The organism is Alkaliphilus peptidifermentans DSM 18978 (assembly GCF_900101495.1).
Taxonomy (GTDB): domain Bacteria; phylum Bacillota; class Clostridia; order Peptostreptococcales; family Natronincolaceae; genus Alkaliphilus_C; species Alkaliphilus_C peptidifermentans.
In genome coordinates this window covers 66,895-87,838 of record NZ_FMUS01000013.1, presented here as the reverse complement: position 1 = coordinate 87,838, position 20,944 = coordinate 66,895, and the positions used below count along the sequence as shown (strand labels likewise).

Below are 20,944 nucleotides of genomic sequence, written 5' to 3'. Positions count from 1 at the left end.
TCATATTCCTTCCGGCATAGTTATGTCCCTCATTAAAACCCTTCTAATGGAGTTATTTGCATAATCACAAACATAGATGACTTCTTTTTTAGTATCTACAGCCATCCCGGCTGTAGTGTTGAAGGTAACATCTTCAATATATTTGCTGTCTCTATATCCTGCTTCTTTTCCACCTACTAATGTATCAATTCTTCTAGTTTCAAGGTTTACAATCCTAATACAGTTGTTATTTCCATCTGCAATCAACAGGTATTTTTCTCCCCATAGGCATACCCAATATGGCCCATCAAGAAGTGCCTCTGTGGAATCGCCTCCATCACCCATATACCCAGCTTTTCCACCTCCACATAATGTGGTTATTATTTTACTCTTCATATCCACCTGTCGAATACAGTTGTTCCCATAATCGGCAATATACAGCATGCTTCCATCAGGATTAATTGCAAGGCCGTAGGGTCTATCCATAGTAGCTTCACTTGCCCCCCTACCATCTCCCTCGTATCCATATTTCCCTGATCCGGCAACAGTATATATAAGTCCTTCTGGTGTTATCATCCTGATAACATTATTCCCGTAATCATTTGTATAAACATTTCCCCTTATGTCTACTACCACGCCTCCTGGACGGCTAAGCTTTGCTAAAACAGCACTTCCCCCATCACCGCTGTAACCATCAAGTTCACATCCTGCTACAGTTGTTATAATCCCTTTTCCATCTACCTTTCTTATCCGATGATTTCCTGTATCAGCAATGTAAATATTATTATTATTATCTATGGCGACTCCACTGGGTTTTGACAAAAGGGCTTCTGTTGCCAAGCCACCATCGCCAAGATACCCGCAGTCTTTTGAACCTGCTACTGTGTATACTCGTCCTTGATAATTTACCTTTATTATTCTATGATTTCCTCTATCAACGATAAAAAGGTCTCCCCTTCTATTCAAATCAACACCATAGGGTTCTGCAATTTCTGCCTTAAAGGCCTTTTCGCCGTCTTTGCAGCTGCCCTTTAATCCTCCTCCAACTGCTGTTGTCACTACTCCATTTTTCCGCATCAGTTGTATTTTCATATCTGTTGCCACTTCAACTCTATTCCTTCCCTTCTTCTTAGCCATTGCCAGTGCCGTTTCAGCAGATTTTAAAAGAAGGAAGGAGCCATTAGTAGTCGCCGAGCTAAATGCCATACCTATACTAATGGTTATTGGAACCTTTTCATACAATGATCCCTTTGGTATAAACCTCTGCTTCTTGAAATCCTTGTGAATTGCATAAACCTTTTCCTTTACTTCTTCTTCACTTGCATTTAAGAACATCATTATGAACTCGTCTCCACCATACCTTCCTACAGTTACCTTTGGGGTTTTCTTTAAATAATTGGCAATATTGAACAGTATTGTATCACCTATTTCTCCCCCAACCTTTGCATCTATATTTGTAAAGAAATCTATGTCAATTAATGCAATTGAAATTTGCTTTTTATTTCTCAGGTTACGTGAAATATTCTTAATACTTGTTTGTCTATCCCAGACCAACGTGAGATTATCAATTGTTCTACTCATTTAAGATCCCATTCCCCCATCTAAAACTATAGTTGCTCCAGTTAAATAATCTGGTGACATAGCATCATCCGCAAGAAAAAGGGCAATATCTGCTACTTCATTGGCTGAACACAGCCTCCCCATAGGAACATTTTGTAATAGGGTATCTTTTTGTTTTGGGGATAAAGCTCTAAACATATCTGTCTCTACACCGGCTGGAGCAATTGCATTAACACTAATTCCGTAACGTGCTACCTCCTTGGCCAATGATCGTGTAAATCCTAATAAAGCTGCCTTGGAGGCAGAATAGTTGGTTTGACCAGGTATGCCGCTTATACCACTAATTGAACTGATGTTAATAATTCTTCCCTTCTTCTTTTTTAATAGATAGGCTATTGCTGCCTGAGTTAAATAAAAGGTTCCATATATATTAGTTTCCAAAACACTTTTCCATTCTTCATGCTCCATGAATGGAAGTGTTTTATCCTTTGAGATGCCTGCATTATTAACCACAATGTCCACAGTACCCCATGTATCTATAACCTTTTTAACCAGCTCTTTTACCTCATCAGCATTCCTTATATCTACATGAAATGCCTTTACTGTTCCCTTTAGGTCCTTTGCCGCTTCCTCCACCCCTTTGGCAGCATCAGGACTATTAAAGTATGTGAATACAACATTTGCACCGCTTTGGGCAAAGGATAAAACTATTTCTCTGCCAATCCCTCGAGAACCTCCCGATACTATTGCAACCTTATTATCTAATCCCATGTCCTTCCCTCCTGTTATAATTTAATATAGTTCTGCAATCTATTGTATATTTCTCTATTATTTAATATTTCTTTTAGCTCATCACACTTAAAGCTATTTAGTATTCCTTCGTTAATCAATCTTTTGGTATAGCTTAGGGTATCAGTAGAGTATCCAGATAATCGTTTTGCCTCTGAAAAAGCCACATCCAGTAATTTACCCTTCTCAACCACTCTATACAATATCCCCCATTCAAGGGCTCTTTGAGGATTAATTCTGTCATTTGTCAATGCCAGCATCTTTGCCCTTGAGGTGCCAATGTGATTTATGAGTAAATCAATTCCTCCATCCGCCAATAATCCCCCATACTGAGGATCTGGCAGCCAAAACCATGTCTCGGGACTGCCTATCAGTAAATCACATGCTAAAGCAACTGATACTGCTGACCCTATAGTTGCTCCGGAAAGGGCTCCTATAAAAATCTTTTTCGACAACATTATTTTTTCTACAATTTTATATACAAGATGAACTGCATCAAATATGTTTCTTGACATTTCATCGGCGTTATCTCCCATAAGACTTCTTAAATCAAGACCCGATGAGAAAATTTGACTTTGTTTGCTGGATATAATGACGATTTTTATACTTCTATCTTCATCAACCTTTTTTATTGCCCTAATAAACTCCATAAGAAAGCCCCTGCTAAATCCATTAGCGGGACTCCTATTTAACTCTACTACAGCTATATGATTAAATTCTTTTATTTTAATATACAAGCTTTCTACCCCCATAGATTCCCTCAAAGAATACATCCATTACATTCCAAAAGCCTTCAATATTAAAGTATTGTGATTCAATTACATCTCCCGATACTTCAACAAAGGGAATATTGGCTTTTTCCATCTCTCTCCTTAATATGGGCACCATAGAAGGCAGAAACTTACAATTTCTTTGAGAAAAATGTATTATGCCATCAATTTCTATAGTCTTATTATAACGTTGTATGGCATCTAACCGATTCTGTAGGGAGAAAAAAACAGATGACTCTATACGACTGGCAAGATCATTAAAAAAGCCATCAACTGATAAATACCTATTTGTAAAATCAAATAGATCCTCGTAAACAACCCTACAGACATATCTTTCTTCTAAATCTGTTATAATTCGGTTATGATAGAGGGGAATAACTCCCAGCCACAATATTTTAGCTCCAGAAGGTTTTTGATAGCTCTGTAACCCTTCATGGATTTTATTTTTAAGATCATTTAAAATATCAAAGGTCTGAAGGTCTCCTAAATCGTTATACAACGTAAAAATTCTAAATGCATCCATGCTATTTATTATCCCTGGATTTTCTAAACGTAAAGCATCTATTTCCTCTTTAACAGCCATGGTACTGTTGGATATTTCGACAATTTTCTCTATAGAATTCTTTTCTATATATTTACTCCTTAATTTATTATACAAATCCTTCAAATCTACTGCCAAAGCCTGTGTGTCTCTATTGACCTCAACAAAGTGGAATGGTACAGAATACTTTGCACTGGCATAGCTGCCATAGATCCATCCGTCATCACAGGCATAGTTTAAAGCAATAATTTCACTGGGCCACGGTATATGCTTATTACTTAAAAGACTGTCGAAGGCAATTTGATATGAGCATCCACATTCTGGGAGATTGTTCAAAGACCGATAAAACTGTATATTAGTAAGAAGCTGGTTAGCCGCTGTAAAGCCTGTAAGCCTTTCAATATATATAACCTCTATATCTAAAAGCTTGAATAATTCACTGGGCATATAAAAGGTACTTGCAATATAGGACCCTCCTGCTAAAATTTTTTCCAATGATTTTTTTTGCATCTCAAGATACTGAGAAAGATATGTACTGCCCAATCCTTTATGAAGTCTTGCAGATAAATCCATTCTATGTACTAGTGCTTTCATCTGCTTCATCACCATTTCCATTCATTATAGGCTGTTGAGACAAGCAGGTATAGTATCTTTGTATTATACACTGCTGGTCTGGTACAGGAACATCATTAAATTTACTATGTCTTTTATTATTCTTAAAGATTAATCTTGGACAATTCACTGTCTCTAATATATCACCAGCAATTTGTTTAAGGCTTTTATCATTAATCTGATAATCCTTTGGCATAGAACACCAATTGTTTTTAGGGTTAATCATTGGTAAATCATCTATCCTTGTGGCTATTTCCTTTATATTACATGTAAAGGGATTTGTATTTAATTTGCTATTTTCTACTTGTTGATTTCCGTCCAATTTATCATAAAGGATATTCCACTGATTCCATAGGGTTTCATTAAAGGATTCATCTACTTTTCTGGGGATATATATACTGTAAAGGGATAAATCAGTATATTCTCTTTTTAAATATTCCTTTATTGAATAGGCTACATTACAGCATTCTGGCATAATCAGTCCATTTATTTCTTTACTCTCTACTGTTTCTAGTAGTGCGGTCATTTTACGACAGAGCTTTACATTTCCAAAAAAAGAGTTTTTTCCTTCATTCCATAGAATTTCAACCTCTGTGATATTTTTAATCTGTGCTATAGGGGGAAGAGTATAGGGGCAATACCAGCCAATTCTGAGATTATTTTTCATGCCATTATGATTCCTTATAATTCAGGGCATAGATTGCTGCCCCCAGAGCACCTGTTATTTGAGGCTCTTCTGGTACCAATATCTTTCCAAATTTTTTTTCCAGTGCTGCTTTAATACCCTCATTTTTTGCTACCCCACCAGTTAAGGCAAGATCCTTCTTTAATCCTATGGAATTTACCATTGCTACAATACGATCTGCTATGGCATTATGTACACCTGCAATTATTTGCTCTTCTGTATCCCCTTGTGAAATCCTTGATATTACCTCTGATTCAGCAAAAATAGTGCATGTACTACTGATTTTCACAGCTTTAGTTGCCCTCGATGAATATTCCCCCAACATTTCTACACCTACATCCATTGCATTTGCCATTACCTCAAGAAATCGACCAGTCCCAGCAGCACATTTATCATTCATTACAAATGTCTCCACAAAGCCCTCCTCCGATATACGGATTACCTTACTATCCTGTCCACCTATATCAATAAGGGTTCTTACAGTGGGAAATATGGTATGTATCCCCATGGCATGACAGGATATTTCTGTAACAGATTTGTAAATACCAGAAACATTCCGCCTTCCGTAGCCAGTTCCCACCATTTTAATAATATTCTTAGACTTTATTCCAGCTCCTTCACAAACTCCCTTTAATACCTTATCAACAGCAGCTTTATGATCAAACCCACTTTTTACAATGTAATAGGACAATATATTTTTTTGACTGTCAATCAACACTGCATCGGTACTAATTGAACCTACATCAACTCCTAAAAACAAATTCATCCCTCCTTAGAGCTTCATTAAAAGCCTCCAGCCTGAGTCTCATCTGTTCCTCTGAAAAGCCTCTGGGGTCTACACAGTCTCCCGAAATCTCCAAAAAGGGAATATTTCCCTCTTCTGCAACCTGTCTTACCTGCCATGACCATCCTGGAATGGCACGGCATCCATTGTGCATAAAGTGTATAACGCCGTCAATTCTAAAATCCTTTATTAAGCTGGAATACAGATTTTTTCTCTCCTGGGCATCACCCATGTAAAAGTGTGATAATGTTCTTTGTGTTAGACTTTCCAGTGGCTTTTCAAGCTCATATTCCGGCCAGTAAATATAACCTGTTATATCGAAAACAATACGACAATTAAGCTGTTCTTCAAGATATTCCATTAATTGATTGGCATATAATGGTGCAAAGTGTATCCATAATATGCGTTTTGTGCTGCGGTTTGAGTCAGTTTTAGATTCTGCAGCCTTGCTGTCACAAAGCTGCTGATGGTAGGCCTTTGCTACTTCTACTCCAATTTCTGTGCCAAATAGAAAGGTAGCCCCAAAGAGGTTTCTCAAGGCAAGATGTCCATTGATTAAAGGCACTCCCCTCCTCAGCTGTAAAACCTTTACCCAGTATTCCCTTGCCCTGTTGGAAAGCTCTAGTGCTCTGGATAATTTTTCATTTGACAATTTACTTCCAGTATAATCCTCCAGCCATTTTATCAGTTCTCTATACTGTTGCAGAACATAGCTAAAATGTAAGCCATTATTGTGATATGGTATATTTAGTGTATAGGAGCATGTATCATATCTATGGACAAAGTGATTTACTACTCCATTACCACCATCACATAAATGGGATGTAATGGCTGCTGCCCTTGGAAAGGGCAAATCTCCATTTTCACATACTCCTAATACAGCTTTATGGTAAGAACACAGGGTTGGACTAAAGCCCATACTTTCACTTAGCATAATATATTTTTTCGACAAGCCTAAAGTAGCTAGCCAGCCTGCAACTAATTCCATATTTATAGGCACCAGCCCTGCTGCATAAAAAATCTCCAATGGCATTACCATATTTGTCCAAATAATTTTTTCTGGGTTTTTCCATATTATCTCAGTAAAAATATCTATCTGATTTTCCACCAACTTTTTTACTGCCTCCAGCTGAAGCCCTGGAATAACTGCCTTTACTAAACTCATCCGTTGTTTAAATTCATTATTATTTCTCATTATTTTTTCCCCTTGAATCCTAAATTTTCGGCAAAGGCCTCCAGTCTTACTGATGGCTGCCCCATAGCCCAGCTGCCATATTCCTCTTCAATTTGTATTATGGGGATATGAAGGGAATCGCATATTTTTTTTACGTGAGGATAACTAAGTAGAAGGTTATCGCACCTTTGAGGTGATATATATACCACCCCACATAAGCCGGTATGCTGTTGAGCTATAAACTGTTTAAACCAGCCTGTAAAATCATTCATTCTAGGACAGGGCTCAGCATCAATTAAGAATTCTTTATTTGATATATCAAAATCTCTACCGGTAAATTTATTGCGGATTTCCAGTATGGCATCGCCGCTTTGTCTTGTACTACAAGCCTTCACCAGTATATTGTAGGATGTAAAATAATCATTTAGTGTCTCCATTGTTGATGGACTGACTGCACTTCCCAGTGCCAGCACAGTTCTTCCATCTGGTACCTTTTCTTTTACTCGAATTTCTTCTGGGGACTTCTTTAATATAGAAATATCACCTATGTCAAAATATTTTTTCATTTCTTCCACCAGCAAACTAACAGATTTATAATAGAATTCATATTCTTTAAGGGTATTTTTTCTTGGTAATTCCAGCAAATAACAAAATCTTATTTTAACCTCTGACTTCATATAATCATATAATCTCTGTACACCATTACAACAATTTGTCAGTATTATGCCATCAAAGTCACCTGTTTCAACAACCTTTTGACAATAGCGAACATAGCTGCATAGATTAACTGGTAATTTGTCATGCATTTCCTTGGAGATATTATATGGTTGATTAATGTAAATCATCTCAAATCCCTGCTGTTCCATAAATTTATATGGAACATATGAACACATATATGCAATTTTGAGGCTTCTTGCTTTTTCCTTCACTTATTTACTTCCCCTTAGATTTTTTATATTTTCCTTAAAGTATTGAAGCTTCTGTGCTGTGTAGGCAGGTGAGTTTATTTGCTTTAAAAGATTAATATAGCCTTTGTTTAATTCCTCATAGGTCATATGGGATGATTTAATTACTGGTTGAAATATTGTATATTGATCCCAATCATATGAAGAAATTCTATTTCTGCTGTCCATTGTCTTAAATATTTCAGTACCTGGATATGGAGTATTTACTGTTATACTTACTCCGTAGAGCTTTGTTTGAAATATGAAATCAGCTAAAGTATCAAACACACTACAGTCATCACCATCTAATCCCACAATAAAGCTTCCTACTACTCCAATGCCATTGGATTGTATTCTTTCTATTGTCTCCTGGTAAAGTGGTATGTGACGCATTTTAAAATTAGTGTAATCTATATCTTTAAGATTTTTTGCTGTAATACTTTCAAAGCCTATCAAAACCTGCCTACAGCCACTCTTATAGGCCAGCTTTATAAATTCTTCATTCATACCAAAGGAAAGATCAGAATTGGTATACCACATGGCCCTATAATCTCCCAAAAGATATAGCAGTCTTTTAGCCCTTTCCATATGACAAAAGAGATTGTCATCGGTAAAATATATGGTGCTTCCCTTGCATAAATCCATTACCCTATTGACCTCTTCTCCAACCTTTTCTATACTCTTACTGCGATATTCCCTTCCGTATAAATTCTTTACATTACAAAAGCGGCACCCATGGGGACATCCCCTTGCCGTCTGTATAGGAACTATTCTACGTCCTGATTCAGGTATAAATTCAAAGGCAGGCAGCGGTGAATCATTCACCTTTACTTCTCCAAAGGGTTGAAAATAAAGATCTTGTGGTTTTCCCTCCTGAAAGTCTTTCAAAAACTGAGGCCATATATATTCTCCCTCACCTACTAAAACTGTGTCGGCATATTCACTGGCTTCTTTTGGGATAATAGTTGCATGTACTCCACCTAAAGCTACCCAGCTGCCCCTGGCTTTAAAATACCTTGACCAGCTATATGCTCTTTTAGCATTAGGGGTAATAGTATACATTGCAACAATATCATAATATGCTTCGGTATCCACCTGTTGAAATTCTTCATCCACAACATCAATGATGTATTTTGATTTATCGGTAAGGGCCGCCAGTGTGAGAAGGGCTGGTGTCACCAGCCTCCATAGGTGGTTATTAACTTCCTTTTCCAGCCACAGTGGCCATTGACTGTTGAATTTTCTATTGCCCCCAGGTCCATTCATTGCAGGGGCCATAATTAGTATTCTTTTCAACTTAAATTCTCCTTAAGGGAACCATATATTTTTTTAAAATACTCCATCCGCTTTATTGCTGCCTCATTTGAGTATATTTGGTTTAGTGTATGTTTAAAGCCTTCCTGCAGCTCCTTTACTGACATTTTTGCAGGTTTAACCACGACATTCCATAGGGTATAGCTGCCCCAGTGCTTTGTAAGAATTCTGCCTTCATTCTCCAGGCGCCTATAGAGATCAGAGCCTGGAAATGGTGTAGGTACAGAAATCATAGCACCATAGAGGTTGTTTTCTAAGGTGAAGTCTATAACTCTTTGGAAAACTGAAATATCATCATGGTCAAGCCCAATTATAAATGTCCCCCATACACCTACTCCATAGGACTGGATAATACCAATAGCTTCACTATAAAAATTAAGCTTCTTATATTTCCAGTCTTCAAGGCTTTGTAGGGAGTCGGGAACTATACTTTCAAAGCCAATAACTATCTTACGGCATCCTGATGAAAAAAGGAGCTTTAGAACCTCGGGATGTTTTGCAACACTAACATCTGAATGGGTCATCCATCGAAACCCACCACCTTGAATTTCTTTTAACAGTTCTATGGAAAATTTCTTATCCACCAACATGTTGTCATCGGTAAAATATATATGTGGATTGGGCTTTAAGCTCTTTATAATTTCTATCTCGGTAAGAATTTTAGAAATACTCTTATGTCTATATTTTGCTCCATAAACCTTTGTAGAAGCGCAAAATTCACAATTATGGGGACAGCCTCTGGAAATCTGTATTGGAATAGTTTTATACCTGTCCATTTTCAAGAGATCAAATCGAGGAATGGGGACGGTATCCATATCGATCTCTACCTTGTTCTTATATATTCTCTGTGGAGAATTATTTTTAAAATCTCTCATAAACTCAAACCAGGTTATTTCTCCCTCACCTATGAATACACTATCAAAATATTTCATGCTTTCCTCAGGTGAATTTGTGGGATGCATACCACCACAAACTAAGTAAGACCCTTTTTCTCTAAACTTATTTGCCAATTCAAAGGCCCTTGAAGCCTGCTGTGTCATGAAGGACATAGCAACCACATCATAGAATTCATCCCAGTCTATGGCTTCAATCTCTTCGTCAATGTATAGGACTTCATCAAAAAAATTTTCTGCCAGTGCTGCAATAGTAAGTAAGGGAGAATTAGGGCAGCTCATTAGTTCCTTTAATGAATCAATATTATTGAGGTGATTATAGATCTCTCTAGTTTGTATATTTTCTTCATTTGTTCCCATTGCCACACCTTTAGGCGAAATTAATGCTAGTCTCATAGATTTTTTTCCTTTCTTCAAAAATATAGACATGCTGATTTGAACAATTAATATAAAATCGTACTTTAGCTTGGGTTTCTAATAGAAATTTTTGGCTCATTATTAATATTCCAAATCCATTTTCACCTTCACCTATAAACATAACTGCCATTAAGTCACTTCTCCCCATCAAAATTTGTACAACTGCATATTCAAGTGCTTCACTTCTATTGGAATTTACATACATGGCCGTTGAGGGACCCTTCAAATTAAATTCTGTTGAGACACGACTTAATACCGTGCTAAGCATGGTATTGGGAAATTTACTTGGATTAATGCCTTTAAATCCAACAGTTTGCAAAATATTTGTGTGCTCCCATAATGAGGTGCAGGGACCAGTATCGGAAGCAATTACTATTCCCTGCCTTTCACTTTTAATTTTTTTGCTTACTTCTTCACTGAAGATTTCTCTTGCCAATAATAAGGCTTTTTTTGACAGTACATCCATAACTCTTGAATCACGATGCTTAAGGGATGTTTTTTTGAGCATTTCTTCATTTATATATTTCGTTGATATAATGTACACTCTATCCAACATAATCACTTCCAATATGGTTTTTACAAACAATAATTACATTGGTTCCACCAAATGCAAAGGTATTTACCATAGCACCAGATACCTTTGCCTGTACTCTATTTCTCCCAACCAATGGTATATTAAATCCATTATCAGCCTCTTTAAAGTTACAAATGGGGGGAACACATTCATGGCAAATGGAACCAACTGCAGTCAATAGGCCAAAGGCTCCTGAAGCTCCCCCGGTATGACCAATAGCCCCTTTAGGGGCTGTCACATGGATATTAATTAAATCTTCTTTAAAAAAGGTTTCTATAGTGTTGGCTTCTATAATATCATTTTGTATAGTACCTGTTCCATGGGTTACAACCAGGTCTATATCTCCTCTGGTCATTCCAGAAGCCTCAAGGGCCTCTTCCATTGCCCTCAATATTTGCCTTCCATCATTTTTCATCTGTACTACGTGATAAGCATCATTTGTTATTCCAGAGCCTACTAGTTCGCAGTATACTTTAGGTTTTTTACTATAAGCTTCCCTTTGCTTCTCCAATACAAAAAATGCTGCACCTTCCCCTGTTGCAATTCCCTTTCTATCTCTATCAAAGGGTCTACAGCCCATAAAGTCTATGGAATTCAGCCTTAAAAAGCCAGAGTAGGCAATGTTGGATAAAATATCAATACCTCCCGCAATTACCAAATCATATCGATTTAATTCCAGAAGATCCATTCCATAGCTAATGGCCTGTGCTCCTGCACAGCATGCATTTGCAATATAAACATTTCTACACTCCTTATCAACAAAGCCTGCAAGCCTTTCTCCCAATGTCGATAGAAGCTCTTTATTATTCTGTAAATCATCTCTAAATAAAAAACAGTCTGAAAACCCCAGCCCTGATCCCACCACAAGGCATATACGTTTATAATCAGACAAGTTGCCTCCCCAATCCTTTATGGCTGAATATATTGCTTTTTCCCCCATTTCTAGAATTCTGTCAGCCGGTTGATTATCCTCAACAGGCATGTCTGCTGGTAGACCTAAGGTATTTTCACCACCTGATTTTTTTAAGTATTCAACATGAATTGGAATATTATCCTGCCTCATAAGACCTGTCCAAAACTCATTTAGTGAATTCCCGAATATGGAAACAACCCCTACACCTGTGATGAATATATTGTTTTCTCTATTCCTCATCCTTCATCACTCCGAAGGAAAGCTGTCCACACGCTACTACAGCCTTATCTACGGTGATTACTGCCTTTACTAAAACCATATTGGCAATTCTTTTTGTTATGTCCACTTGAATTATAAGGGAATCTCCTGGCTTTACAGGTTTTATAAATTGAAATTGCTGTATCCCTCCAAGGGCTAAATATTGTGTATCTTGGGATTCTTCATCTTTTCTAGAAATATAGCATAAAACAGCGGTTGTTTGAGCCACAGATTCCACAAGAAAAACCCCTGGATAAATGGCCTTTTCTGGAAAATGCAATGACGAAAACAATTCACCACCTGATACATTTTTTAAAGCCACTATTCTTTTATCCACCTCATATTCCAAAACCTTGTCAATAAATACAAAGGGCGCTTCCTGTTTCAAATATCTTCTTATCTTATCAAATGTAATCATAAATTATCACAACATTTCACATGCTCTTCAGTTACTTTAATAACCTTGTTGAGTGAACCCATGTCCTTTAATCTCTCTGGGTCAATGGTTATTTCAAATATATTCTCAATGGCTGCAAGAATTTCCAATGCTCTTAGAGAATCTATTCCCATATCCTCACTAAAGGAAGCATCGGGATTAATCTCATCAGCCTGCATCCCAATTATTTCACAAACAATTTCTGTAACAGTATTTTTTACACTCATAAATTTACCCTCCAATAAATAATTTATTTGATATATTTTGACAATAGTAACATCGTTGCTTTACCTTCATCCATATTTAATAATATATTTAAACCCCTTGTATTTTCAGAGTTTTTCATTAAATCAAACAATTGAACTATTCCACCTGCTCCAATAAAATCTTCAGTAACAAGCTTATATTTTATTGGATTATTGAAATATTGTTTTATTTCTTCCAATATTTTTTCAACAGTTTCACTGGCTAAACAGCTATAAATGCTGAAGAATATTACATCACTTTGCAAGTCTAAAGATTTAACCAGCTCCCCTATCCTATCGGACAATTCCCTGCATATTTGGTGGGTATCTTCCTTCAAAACACTAAAGGTATCATAGCCAAGTATCTCATAGACATTATTTTTATCTTCCATATATTCTTCACTTTCCAATACTGCAAAGCCACAGCCTTCTACTATAGTATTATGGGAATCATATGTTTTTAACTGAAGCTCCGATACTTCATCTACACCACCAGCGATAACAAGTGAAGTAATATTATTTTTAACATGGCAATAACCCAACCCTAAAGCATCTAATGTAGATGTAATGCCATTGCATATTGTATATACTGGTCCTGCTATGGCAAATTCAATGCCAGTTCGACATGCAGGTGAGTTTAGGACAGTATTTGGAAAATGACTGGGGTTAACAAAAAGGGCTCCCTTTTCAACTGATACTGTATCAAATTTATGTATACTGCTTATAGGACCAAATGCAGTGCCAAAAAAAATACCACAATCCTCAGGAATCCTCTCCTCCTTCAGATTTGCATCCATAAAAGCCAATTCAGCAGCTGCTATACATTGTTTACTGATACGATCTAATGCATTAAGCCTTCGCCTGGCTATTATATCTTCATATTGTCCTTCTGCAATGGAATAATATTTCCCATCCTCTTGAAATCTATTTCCCAATACACAGCCTATACCAGTAATAAAAACTCTTTTATTCATATATAATCTCCCCTGCCTATAATAATACTGCTAACCTGTCCTCCAAAAGCATATGAATTTGATAGTATATATCTCATTGTACCTTCTCTTGCAAGGTTTGGAACACAATCGACAGAGCAATCAGGATCAGGTGTACTATAATTTACAGTAGGCAGCATTATACCCTTCTTCATCATAAGAAATGATGCAATTAGCTCCAACCCACTTGCTGCACCCATAGAATGTCCTATCATTGATTTAATTGAACTTATGGGAGGAATTTTTATATTATCATAAACCTCCATCAAAGCCTTTACCTCTACCTTATCGTTCATGGTGGTTCCAGTACCATGGGCTGAAATATAATCAATTTGATTTGGTGAAAGTCCTGATTCATATAATGCTTGTACAATAGCTCGCTGGGCTCCATCTCCTTCTGGATGGGGAGCTGTCATATGGTATCTATCTGAGGTTAAGCCTACACCTAAAATTTCTCCGTATCTATTATTTTGATCATTTCTCCACCCTAACCTTTCCATAATCAATATTCCACATCCTTCTCCCACCACCAACCCCTTTCTTTCCATGTCAAAGGGTCTGCAAATATCTGGTGCTAGTGAAAGCAAGCGTTGAAAGCCAGTAAAGGCAACCCGAGAAAATACATCAACTCCTCCTGCAATAGCCACATCTACATAATTCCACTCAATCAGTCGCCTCCCCAATGCGATTGCGTAATTACCTGCTGCACAGGCAGTTGGAACAATATAGGCAGGTCCTGATATCTGCAAAACTTTCTTAACTGCATTTCCTATATTATCTGTTCTATACTGGTTTAAAAGCTCTGGTGGAACCTGATCAAGTCCTAGCTTACACTTTAGCTGTGTTACTTCCTCCTCTACCTGTATCTCCCCCATAGTGGTTCCTATAATAATGGCAGTACGGTTTTTATGCAATCTACTGGATGTTAAGCCTGCATCATTAAGTCCATTGCTGACTGCCCTTACAGCATATTTTGCTGCTTTACCGTATTCTTCCATGTTACTTGGAATATTTTTAGTCCAGGCTGTATCCTTAATTTTTGCTCCTACTTTAATTCTATAGTTGGGGTCTTCTTTAAATTCGTCTATTTCTCCATAGGTTACTTTCCCATTCACCAGGGTATCCCAAAATGTATTTAAGTCGTTTCCTGCTGTTGAAACAACCCCCATACCAGTAACAATTATATTTGTCATAATTTTTCTCCATCCTATGCCAATGTACTTGCTTTAGCCTTTATTTCATCTACTTTGTCCAATTGCTCCCATGGAAGATTCAGCTCGGGACGTCCAAAATGACCGTAGGATGAAAGGGCTTTATATATTGGTCTTTTCAGCATAAAATTATCTATAAGGGCCGATGGTCTTAAATCAAAAATACTTTTGACTATCTTAACTATTTTATTGCTATGGATTTTTCCAGTTCCAAAGGTATCTATATGTAAAGAAACTGGATTAGCTACACCAATGATATAGGCAATCTGCACTTCACATCTTTCTGCCAAGCCTGCAGCCACTATGTTTTTAGCTATATATCTGGCTGCATAAGCACCGGTTCTATCTACCTTTGTTGGATCTTTACCAGAGAATGCTCCTCCACCATGTCTTCCAAAGCCTCCATATGTATCAACTATAATTTTTCTGCCTGTAAGACCTGAATCTGCACATGGACCGCCCTTTACGAAGCGACCAGTAGGATTCACCATAAATCTGGTGGCATTGTCTATTAGTTCCTTAGGTATCTCTGGAATAATTACTTTATTAACAATGTCAGATACTAAAGTACCCCTATCCACCTCTGGCAGGTGCTGGATCGATACCCCAATATTGTCTATTCTCACAGGTATATTGTTCTGGTATTCAACAGTTACGATGGCTTTTCCATCTGGCCCTAGATAATCAATACCTCTTGATTTCCTTAGTTTAGTAAGTTTTTTGGTAAGCTTGTGGGCTAGATAAATGGGCATAGGCATATAATCTTCGGTTTCTTGACAAGCGTATCCAAACATCATTCCTTGATCACCTGCACCGAGAATACTTCCCTCCGCCGGATTATCATTACAATACCCTTCACACTGGCTGTATAAATTTTCGCAATTCTCTTTGTCCTTTGCCTTGTCAACTCCTAAAGCAATATCTTCTGATTGCTTATCAATTGACGTAATAACAGAGCAGCTTTTGTAATCAAACCCATATACGGAATTATCGTATCCAATCTCCTTAATTGTACTGCGAACTATATCTGGAATTTCCACATAAGCCTTTGTGGTTATTTCCCCCATTACCAGTACAAGTCCAGTTGTAACAGCTGTTTCACATGCCACCCTAGCTTCTGGATCCTTCTCTATAACGGCGTCCAGTACTGCGTCAGATATGCAATCACAGATTTTATCTGGATGACCTTCGGTTACAGATTCAGATGAAAATAATATTTTTTTACTCATACCTACACTCCTCTACCTTATATTTTATAAGAAACCCCATAGGAGCTTTTTCATATCTCCTATGGGGTTTCAAATTTGAATTTATTTAATTAAATTATTTAGCTCCTCTTGAGAAATCTTTACCAAATCAAAATCGGAGACAGTATATTGGATAGTATCCTTACTGATACAATAATCAACTATTTTACTTATGTTTTCTACATATAAATTTATAAACTCTTTACATTTATCTGTATTGATAAGCTTTTCGTCATAGGTGGCTAGTATGGTTAGCTTATCTTCCATCAACAGAGCATTAATTACCATGGGACATGTCAAAATATTTGATGCGTCACTGTAGGCTGAAAAGCATATACCAGCATCTTTTACATATTTGTATCCACCTATATCATCCATGTCACCCATATAGTTAAACCGTAATCTTGTATTCTCATAATTATCCTGTATTTGCTTTTTCAGATATCTGAGAATTCCATACCCTATTCCGTTATATGGTATTTCCCTGATTTGTTCCTTTAGACTTTTAATTAGAATATCCATCTCTTCTATTCCCTCAGCTTTAAAGGAGGTGGGAAACATACTGGTAAACCAGCCAACTGTTCTAGTTAAGTCACTTTCCATGAGGGAGTGTTCTCTACCATGACTTTCCAGCTCTAAAACCACACTGGAACTTCCACTAAGCTGTGCAATAGTCATAACCAATGAAATAATCAGTAATTCATTCACCTTAGTGTTATAGGCACGATTTGCTCTATAGACTAAATTTGCTGTTTCATCTTCTGTAAGCTGCGCTGTTATTGTTAAACCTTTCTTAGTGCTGGATTTAAAATACTTCTTTCCTGCTGCAGGAAATGTAATCTCTTTTTGAACAATTTCTTGCCAGTAGCTCTTTTCTTTTTCCAGAGCCTTATCTATAGAAAATCTATTTATTTCTTCACACCATTGACTATATGAGCTTGTCTTTGAAGGTAATTCTATTTCCCTTCCTAAAATTAACTGCTCAATTGCAGTAGAGATATCATCTATCAGTATCCTCCAGGAAACACCGTCAATAGCCAGGTGATGGACTTTTATAAATAATTTATACTGCTGCTTGTCCATATAAAATAAGCATGCCTTTATCAAAATATCCCTTTCTATGTTAAACCCAGATTCCTCAGTTGAAATCTGTTGAAGCATTTTCTTCTGTTCTTCCACTGTATACTTTGAAAGATCATAAAAAGCAACTTTAAAATTGTTATTCAAGTATCTATTATTATAATAAAGCTCCTTTTTTATAGGATCATAGTTGACCCTCAATATATCATGATGCTGGATTAGTTTTTGAAATATATCATTAAACTGATTTTCATCAATACCCCCTCTTATATTAACCATTACCGACTGGGTAAAACAATCTGGGTTTTGGAGGTTTTGTGCAAAAAACCATTCCGTGATAGGTGAAGCTTTAATGCTTCCTTCACAAGTATTATTGTTATTTTTTGATATATACTCCCCCTCCAATATACAAAGAGCCATTTCTTCTAAAAGGGGCTTAGATAAAATATCCTCTACCCTTATTTTATATCCTTTTCCTTGAAGTCTGGAGGATAGTTGAATGGCTTTTATTGAATCTCCACCAATATGGAAAAAATTATCCTTCATTCCAACTGCTTCAACACCTATTAATTCAACAATATACTCCAGTAAAACCTTTTCTATTGAATTCCGTGGTTCTACTATTTTTTTATTAGTGACTATCTCAGGTTCTGGCAGCATATTATAATCTACTTTTCCATTTTTCGTTAAAGGTATATTGTCCATATAAATCCAGTGTTCTGGTATTGCATAATTGAATAAAAATTGGCTTAAATAATCCTTTAGTTCATTTAAATCTACCTTTATCTTCTCTACAATGTAGCCACATAGATATTTATCTCCATTAGCCTGTTGACGGATACTGACAACTGCATTTTCTATTGCTTCAAAGCTCAGCAAGGAATTTTCTATTTCTCCTAATTCGATGCGATGTCCTCTAATCTTCACCTGTCTATCAGCTCTGCCGACAAATTCTATATTTCCCTGCAGATTAAGCTTTGCTAAATCTCCAGTTTTGTACATCCTTTTTCCCTTGATAAAGGGGTTTGTAATAAATCTAGCATCGGTTAAATCCTGCTTTCTCATGTAGCCTCTTGCAACTCCATCACCAGATACATATAATTCTCCAACGCTTCCTGGAGGTAAAAGTCTCATATATTTATCCAATATATATATCTGAACGTTATCAATAGGTTTTCCTATTGGTACAGATAGACCTGTATCTCTATCTATATCAAATCTATGTATCATACAGCCTACAACTGTTTCAGTAGGCCCATACTCGTTAAATATTTCTATATCACCCTGGAAGCTTTCATATATAGACTTTGCCAGACTTACTTTTAAATCCTCTCCTCCTACTATAAGCCTTTTAACTGTGGATTTCCCATTATCCATATCCTTTATCAAGGATAGCTGAGATGGCGTCAGCTTTACTATTGTAGCCAGCTTGTCTTTAAAGACTCTATATAAGACATACTCTGTGTCATCCTCATCTCTGTATATAATGATTTTACCTCCGGAAATCAAAGGCAGAAAAATAGAAGTAATGGTTAAATCAAAGGTTAAAGAAGAATATAAGGGAAAAACCTCCGTCTCATTTTTTACATATGTTTTCTGTGCCCACTTTATATAATTTACCAGACCTCTGTGTTGAACATGTACCCCCTTTGGCTTTCCTGTAGATCCAGAAGTGTATATAACATAGACAATATCCGAAAGCTTATTTTTACGGGCTGGCAAATGTAATATTTGCTTATATATTTCAGGGTTGTCCAACTGTATGGTATTAAAAGATAAAGTAATGTCATTATTTAATTTACAGTTTGAAACTATTGTTGATACACTGCATTCTTCCAGCATGTGCTTTATCCTCTCTGGAGGATAATTGGAATCTATAGGAAGAAAAGCAGCTCCAGCCTTCATAATACCGAGAATACCTATTATAGTCTCGATAGAATGATTTGTCATTAAGCCTACAATTTCTCCTTTTTCAACTCCACTGTCCAGTAGAAAGCTGGCTAGCTTATCAGATTTCATTTTAAGCTCTTTATAAGTCAATTGCCTCTCCTTGTAGGAAACAGCAATTTTATCAGGTGTTTTTTGTGCCTCTTCTTCAAACATTTGATCTATTGTATTGTCATCATAGTTATTTACCGTATCATTATAGTCCCATAACTGATATTTTACCTGCTCTTCTGATAAAATATTGATATCCTTTAGTTTTATGCCTGCATTTGAAATTATTGATTTAAGGATTTTATTTATGTATAAAAATAAATCTTCAATATTACCTTCGTTATAATGTTCCTGCTGGTAATCAAACTCTAAAGTCAGTTTTCCTTCTCCATACCACTCTTTAATCACTATTTGCAACGGGTAAATTTGCCTACCGTTATAGATTTCTTTGTTATCCAAGGGTATACCCTCTAGTCTGCTCTCCAGTTTTGTATTATAGTAGTTTATGCATACATCAAATAGATTGTCATACCCTTTTTTCTTTAGCTGTAAATCTTGAACAAGGAGATTATAGGGATATTTCTGGTGAAATAGGCACTTCTTCATTTCAGATTTTATTTTTTGAATAAAGCTGTAAATTTCCTCTTCTTCATCCACCTTAATTCTCAAAGGTACTGTACTGGTGAACATACCAACTATACTTTTTTCTATTTTGCCACTTCTATTTAATACGGGAATACCTACTGTAATGTCATTCCGCTGTTCAGCGATACTTAAATAAATTAATGTCGCCGCAGTAAATAGTGTATTTAGGGATATACTATTTTCTTTAACATATTCAAGAATTTCTTTTGATTCATATTTATTAAAGTGGAAGGATTTTCTTTTCCCTGGGAAATTATTAATTTTTCCCCTGGTAATACCCTCTATAACCTCAGAAAACTTACTTGTCCAGAATTCTCTATTTTTATGGATTTTATCTGAAGTTAGGTACGCCTTCTCATTTATTACATATTGAAGATAAGAAGGTTTCTTCTCCAGATACTCTTCTTCATTGTTAATAATGCTGTTATAGGCTTGACTTATCTGTTCTGTCATCAGCTTTATCGACCAACCATCGCAAACTATATGATGAAACTTTACGTAATAGCCACTACTCCCTTCATTAATTTTAAATATAGCAAAGTAGTACAAAGGACTATCTTCAAGTATAAAGGGTATTTTCGATTCTTCACATGCCCATGCGTTAAAATCTTCTTCAGGGTTTGAGCTATTACTAAAATCAAAAAAGTCCACATGGCAGCTGACAAATTCCTCAATATATTGAAAGCCTTCACCTTCAACTTCCTTTAATTGGATTCTTACTCCATCATTGGCCTCCACAAACGTATCTATAGCTCTTTCCAGTACTTTATAATCAATTTTCCCCTCAGCTCTTACGGTTCCACTAATATTATTTACTGAAGTGCTGGGGTAAATTTTTTCTATATACCATACTCTTTTTTGTGGATGTGTTAATGGATACAATGTAATATCTCTATCCAATGATTTTCAACCTCCCATCGCAGCTTTCATCTACATACATCAG

18 protein-coding genes are annotated in these 20,944 nt (G+C 36.4%); all 18 read right to left on the bottom strand.

The features are described 5' to 3' along the window. Window positions 1-1,560 (bottom strand): NHL domain-containing protein, encoded by a 1,560-nt coding sequence (locus tag BLP68_RS10835; protein ID WP_091543329.1) that lies wholly within the window; start codon window positions 1,558-1,560, stop codon window positions 1-3. Then, window positions 1,561-2,310: a 3-oxoacyl-ACP reductase FabG gene (gene fabG, locus BLP68_RS10830; protein ID WP_091543327.1), complete on the bottom strand. Its 750-nt coding sequence runs from the start codon at window positions 2,308-2,310 to the stop codon at window positions 1,561-1,563. Window positions 2,311-2,324: 14 nt separating this feature from the next. Next, window positions 2,325-3,065 (bottom strand): enoyl-CoA hydratase/isomerase family protein, encoded by a 741-nt coding sequence (locus tag BLP68_RS10825; RefSeq protein WP_176758972.1) that lies wholly within the window; start codon window positions 3,063-3,065, stop codon window positions 2,325-2,327. Next, complete coding sequence (locus tag BLP68_RS10820) at window positions 3,055-4,233, bottom strand: 2-hydroxyacyl-CoA dehydratase family protein (protein WP_176758971.1); 1,179 nt, start codon at window positions 4,231-4,233, stop codon at window positions 3,055-3,057. Before BLP68_RS10820 ends, BLP68_RS10825 begins: the two co-directional genes overlap by 11 nt. Continuing rightward, window positions 4,214-4,918, bottom strand: coding sequence for a hypothetical protein (locus BLP68_RS10815; RefSeq protein WP_091543323.1), 705 nt, complete (start codon window positions 4,916-4,918; stop codon window positions 4,214-4,216). The genes BLP68_RS10820 and BLP68_RS10815 overlap by 20 nt, the downstream gene beginning before the upstream one ends. A 4-nt stretch (window positions 4,919-4,922) precedes the next feature. Beyond that, window positions 4,923-5,696 carry an acyl-CoA dehydratase activase gene (locus tag BLP68_RS10810; protein WP_207647912.1) on the bottom strand — a complete coding sequence of 258 codons (774 nt, stop codon included), beginning with the start codon at window positions 5,694-5,696 and terminating at the stop codon, window positions 4,923-4,925. Beyond that, window positions 5,680-6,915 carry a 2-hydroxyacyl-CoA dehydratase subunit D gene (locus BLP68_RS10805; protein ID WP_091543320.1) on the bottom strand — a complete coding sequence of 412 codons (1,236 nt, stop codon included), beginning with the start codon at window positions 6,913-6,915 and terminating at the stop codon, window positions 5,680-5,682. Before BLP68_RS10805 ends, BLP68_RS10810 begins: the two co-directional genes overlap by 17 nt. Continuing rightward, the gene (locus tag BLP68_RS10800; RefSeq protein WP_091543318.1) at window positions 6,915-7,823 is read right to left on the bottom strand and encodes a 2-hydroxyacyl-CoA dehydratase family protein; all 909 of its coding nucleotides are present in this window, start codon (window positions 7,821-7,823) and stop codon (window positions 6,915-6,917) included. Before BLP68_RS10800 ends, BLP68_RS10805 begins: the two co-directional genes overlap by 1 nt. Continuing rightward, entirely contained in the window at window positions 7,824-9,134 is a 1,311-nt protein-coding gene (locus BLP68_RS10795) for a B12-binding domain-containing radical SAM protein (RefSeq protein WP_091543316.1), read from the bottom strand. Next, window positions 9,131-10,441, bottom strand: coding sequence for a B12-binding domain-containing radical SAM protein (locus tag BLP68_RS10790; protein WP_176758970.1), 1,311 nt, complete (start codon window positions 10,439-10,441; stop codon window positions 9,131-9,133). The genes BLP68_RS10795 and BLP68_RS10790 overlap by 4 nt, the downstream gene beginning before the upstream one ends. Further along, window positions 10,416-11,018 carry a beta-ketoacyl-[acyl-carrier-protein] synthase family protein gene (locus tag BLP68_RS10785; RefSeq protein WP_091543312.1) on the bottom strand — a complete coding sequence of 201 codons (603 nt, stop codon included), beginning with the start codon at window positions 11,016-11,018 and terminating at the stop codon, window positions 10,416-10,418. Before BLP68_RS10785 ends, BLP68_RS10790 begins: the two co-directional genes overlap by 26 nt. After that, complete coding sequence (locus tag BLP68_RS10780) at window positions 11,008-12,189, bottom strand: beta-ketoacyl synthase N-terminal-like domain-containing protein (RefSeq protein ID WP_091543311.1); 1,182 nt, start codon at window positions 12,187-12,189, stop codon at window positions 11,008-11,010. Before BLP68_RS10780 ends, BLP68_RS10785 begins: the two co-directional genes overlap by 11 nt. Beyond that, on the bottom strand, window positions 12,179-12,625 hold the full coding sequence (fabZ, locus tag BLP68_RS10775; RefSeq protein ID WP_091543309.1) for a 3-hydroxyacyl-ACP dehydratase FabZ: 447 nt from the start codon (window positions 12,623-12,625) through the stop codon (window positions 12,179-12,181). Before fabZ ends, BLP68_RS10780 begins: the two co-directional genes overlap by 11 nt. Continuing rightward, window positions 12,622-12,870: an acyl carrier protein gene (locus BLP68_RS10770; RefSeq protein WP_091543308.1), complete on the bottom strand. Its 249-nt coding sequence runs from the start codon at window positions 12,868-12,870 to the stop codon at window positions 12,622-12,624. The genes fabZ and BLP68_RS10770 overlap by 4 nt, the downstream gene beginning before the upstream one ends. Before the next feature lie 23 nt (window positions 12,871-12,893). Beyond that, the gene (locus BLP68_RS10765) at window positions 12,894-13,862 is read right to left on the bottom strand and encodes a beta-ketoacyl synthase N-terminal-like domain-containing protein (RefSeq protein WP_091543306.1); all 969 of its coding nucleotides are present in this window, start codon (window positions 13,860-13,862) and stop codon (window positions 12,894-12,896) included. Then, entirely contained in the window at window positions 13,859-15,073 is a 1,215-nt protein-coding gene (locus BLP68_RS10760; protein ID WP_091543305.1) for a beta-ketoacyl-[acyl-carrier-protein] synthase family protein, read from the bottom strand. Before BLP68_RS10760 ends, BLP68_RS10765 begins: the two co-directional genes overlap by 4 nt. A 14-nt stretch (window positions 15,074-15,087) precedes the next feature. Beyond that, window positions 15,088-16,320: a methionine adenosyltransferase gene (gene metK / locus BLP68_RS10755; protein WP_091543303.1), complete on the bottom strand. Its 1,233-nt coding sequence runs from the start codon at window positions 16,318-16,320 to the stop codon at window positions 15,088-15,090. Window positions 16,321-16,401: 81 nt separating this feature from the next. Continuing rightward, entirely contained in the window at window positions 16,402-20,901 is a 4,500-nt protein-coding gene (locus BLP68_RS10750) for a non-ribosomal peptide synthetase (RefSeq protein ID WP_091543302.1), read from the bottom strand. Between the last annotated feature and the right edge of the window lie 43 nt (window positions 20,902-20,944).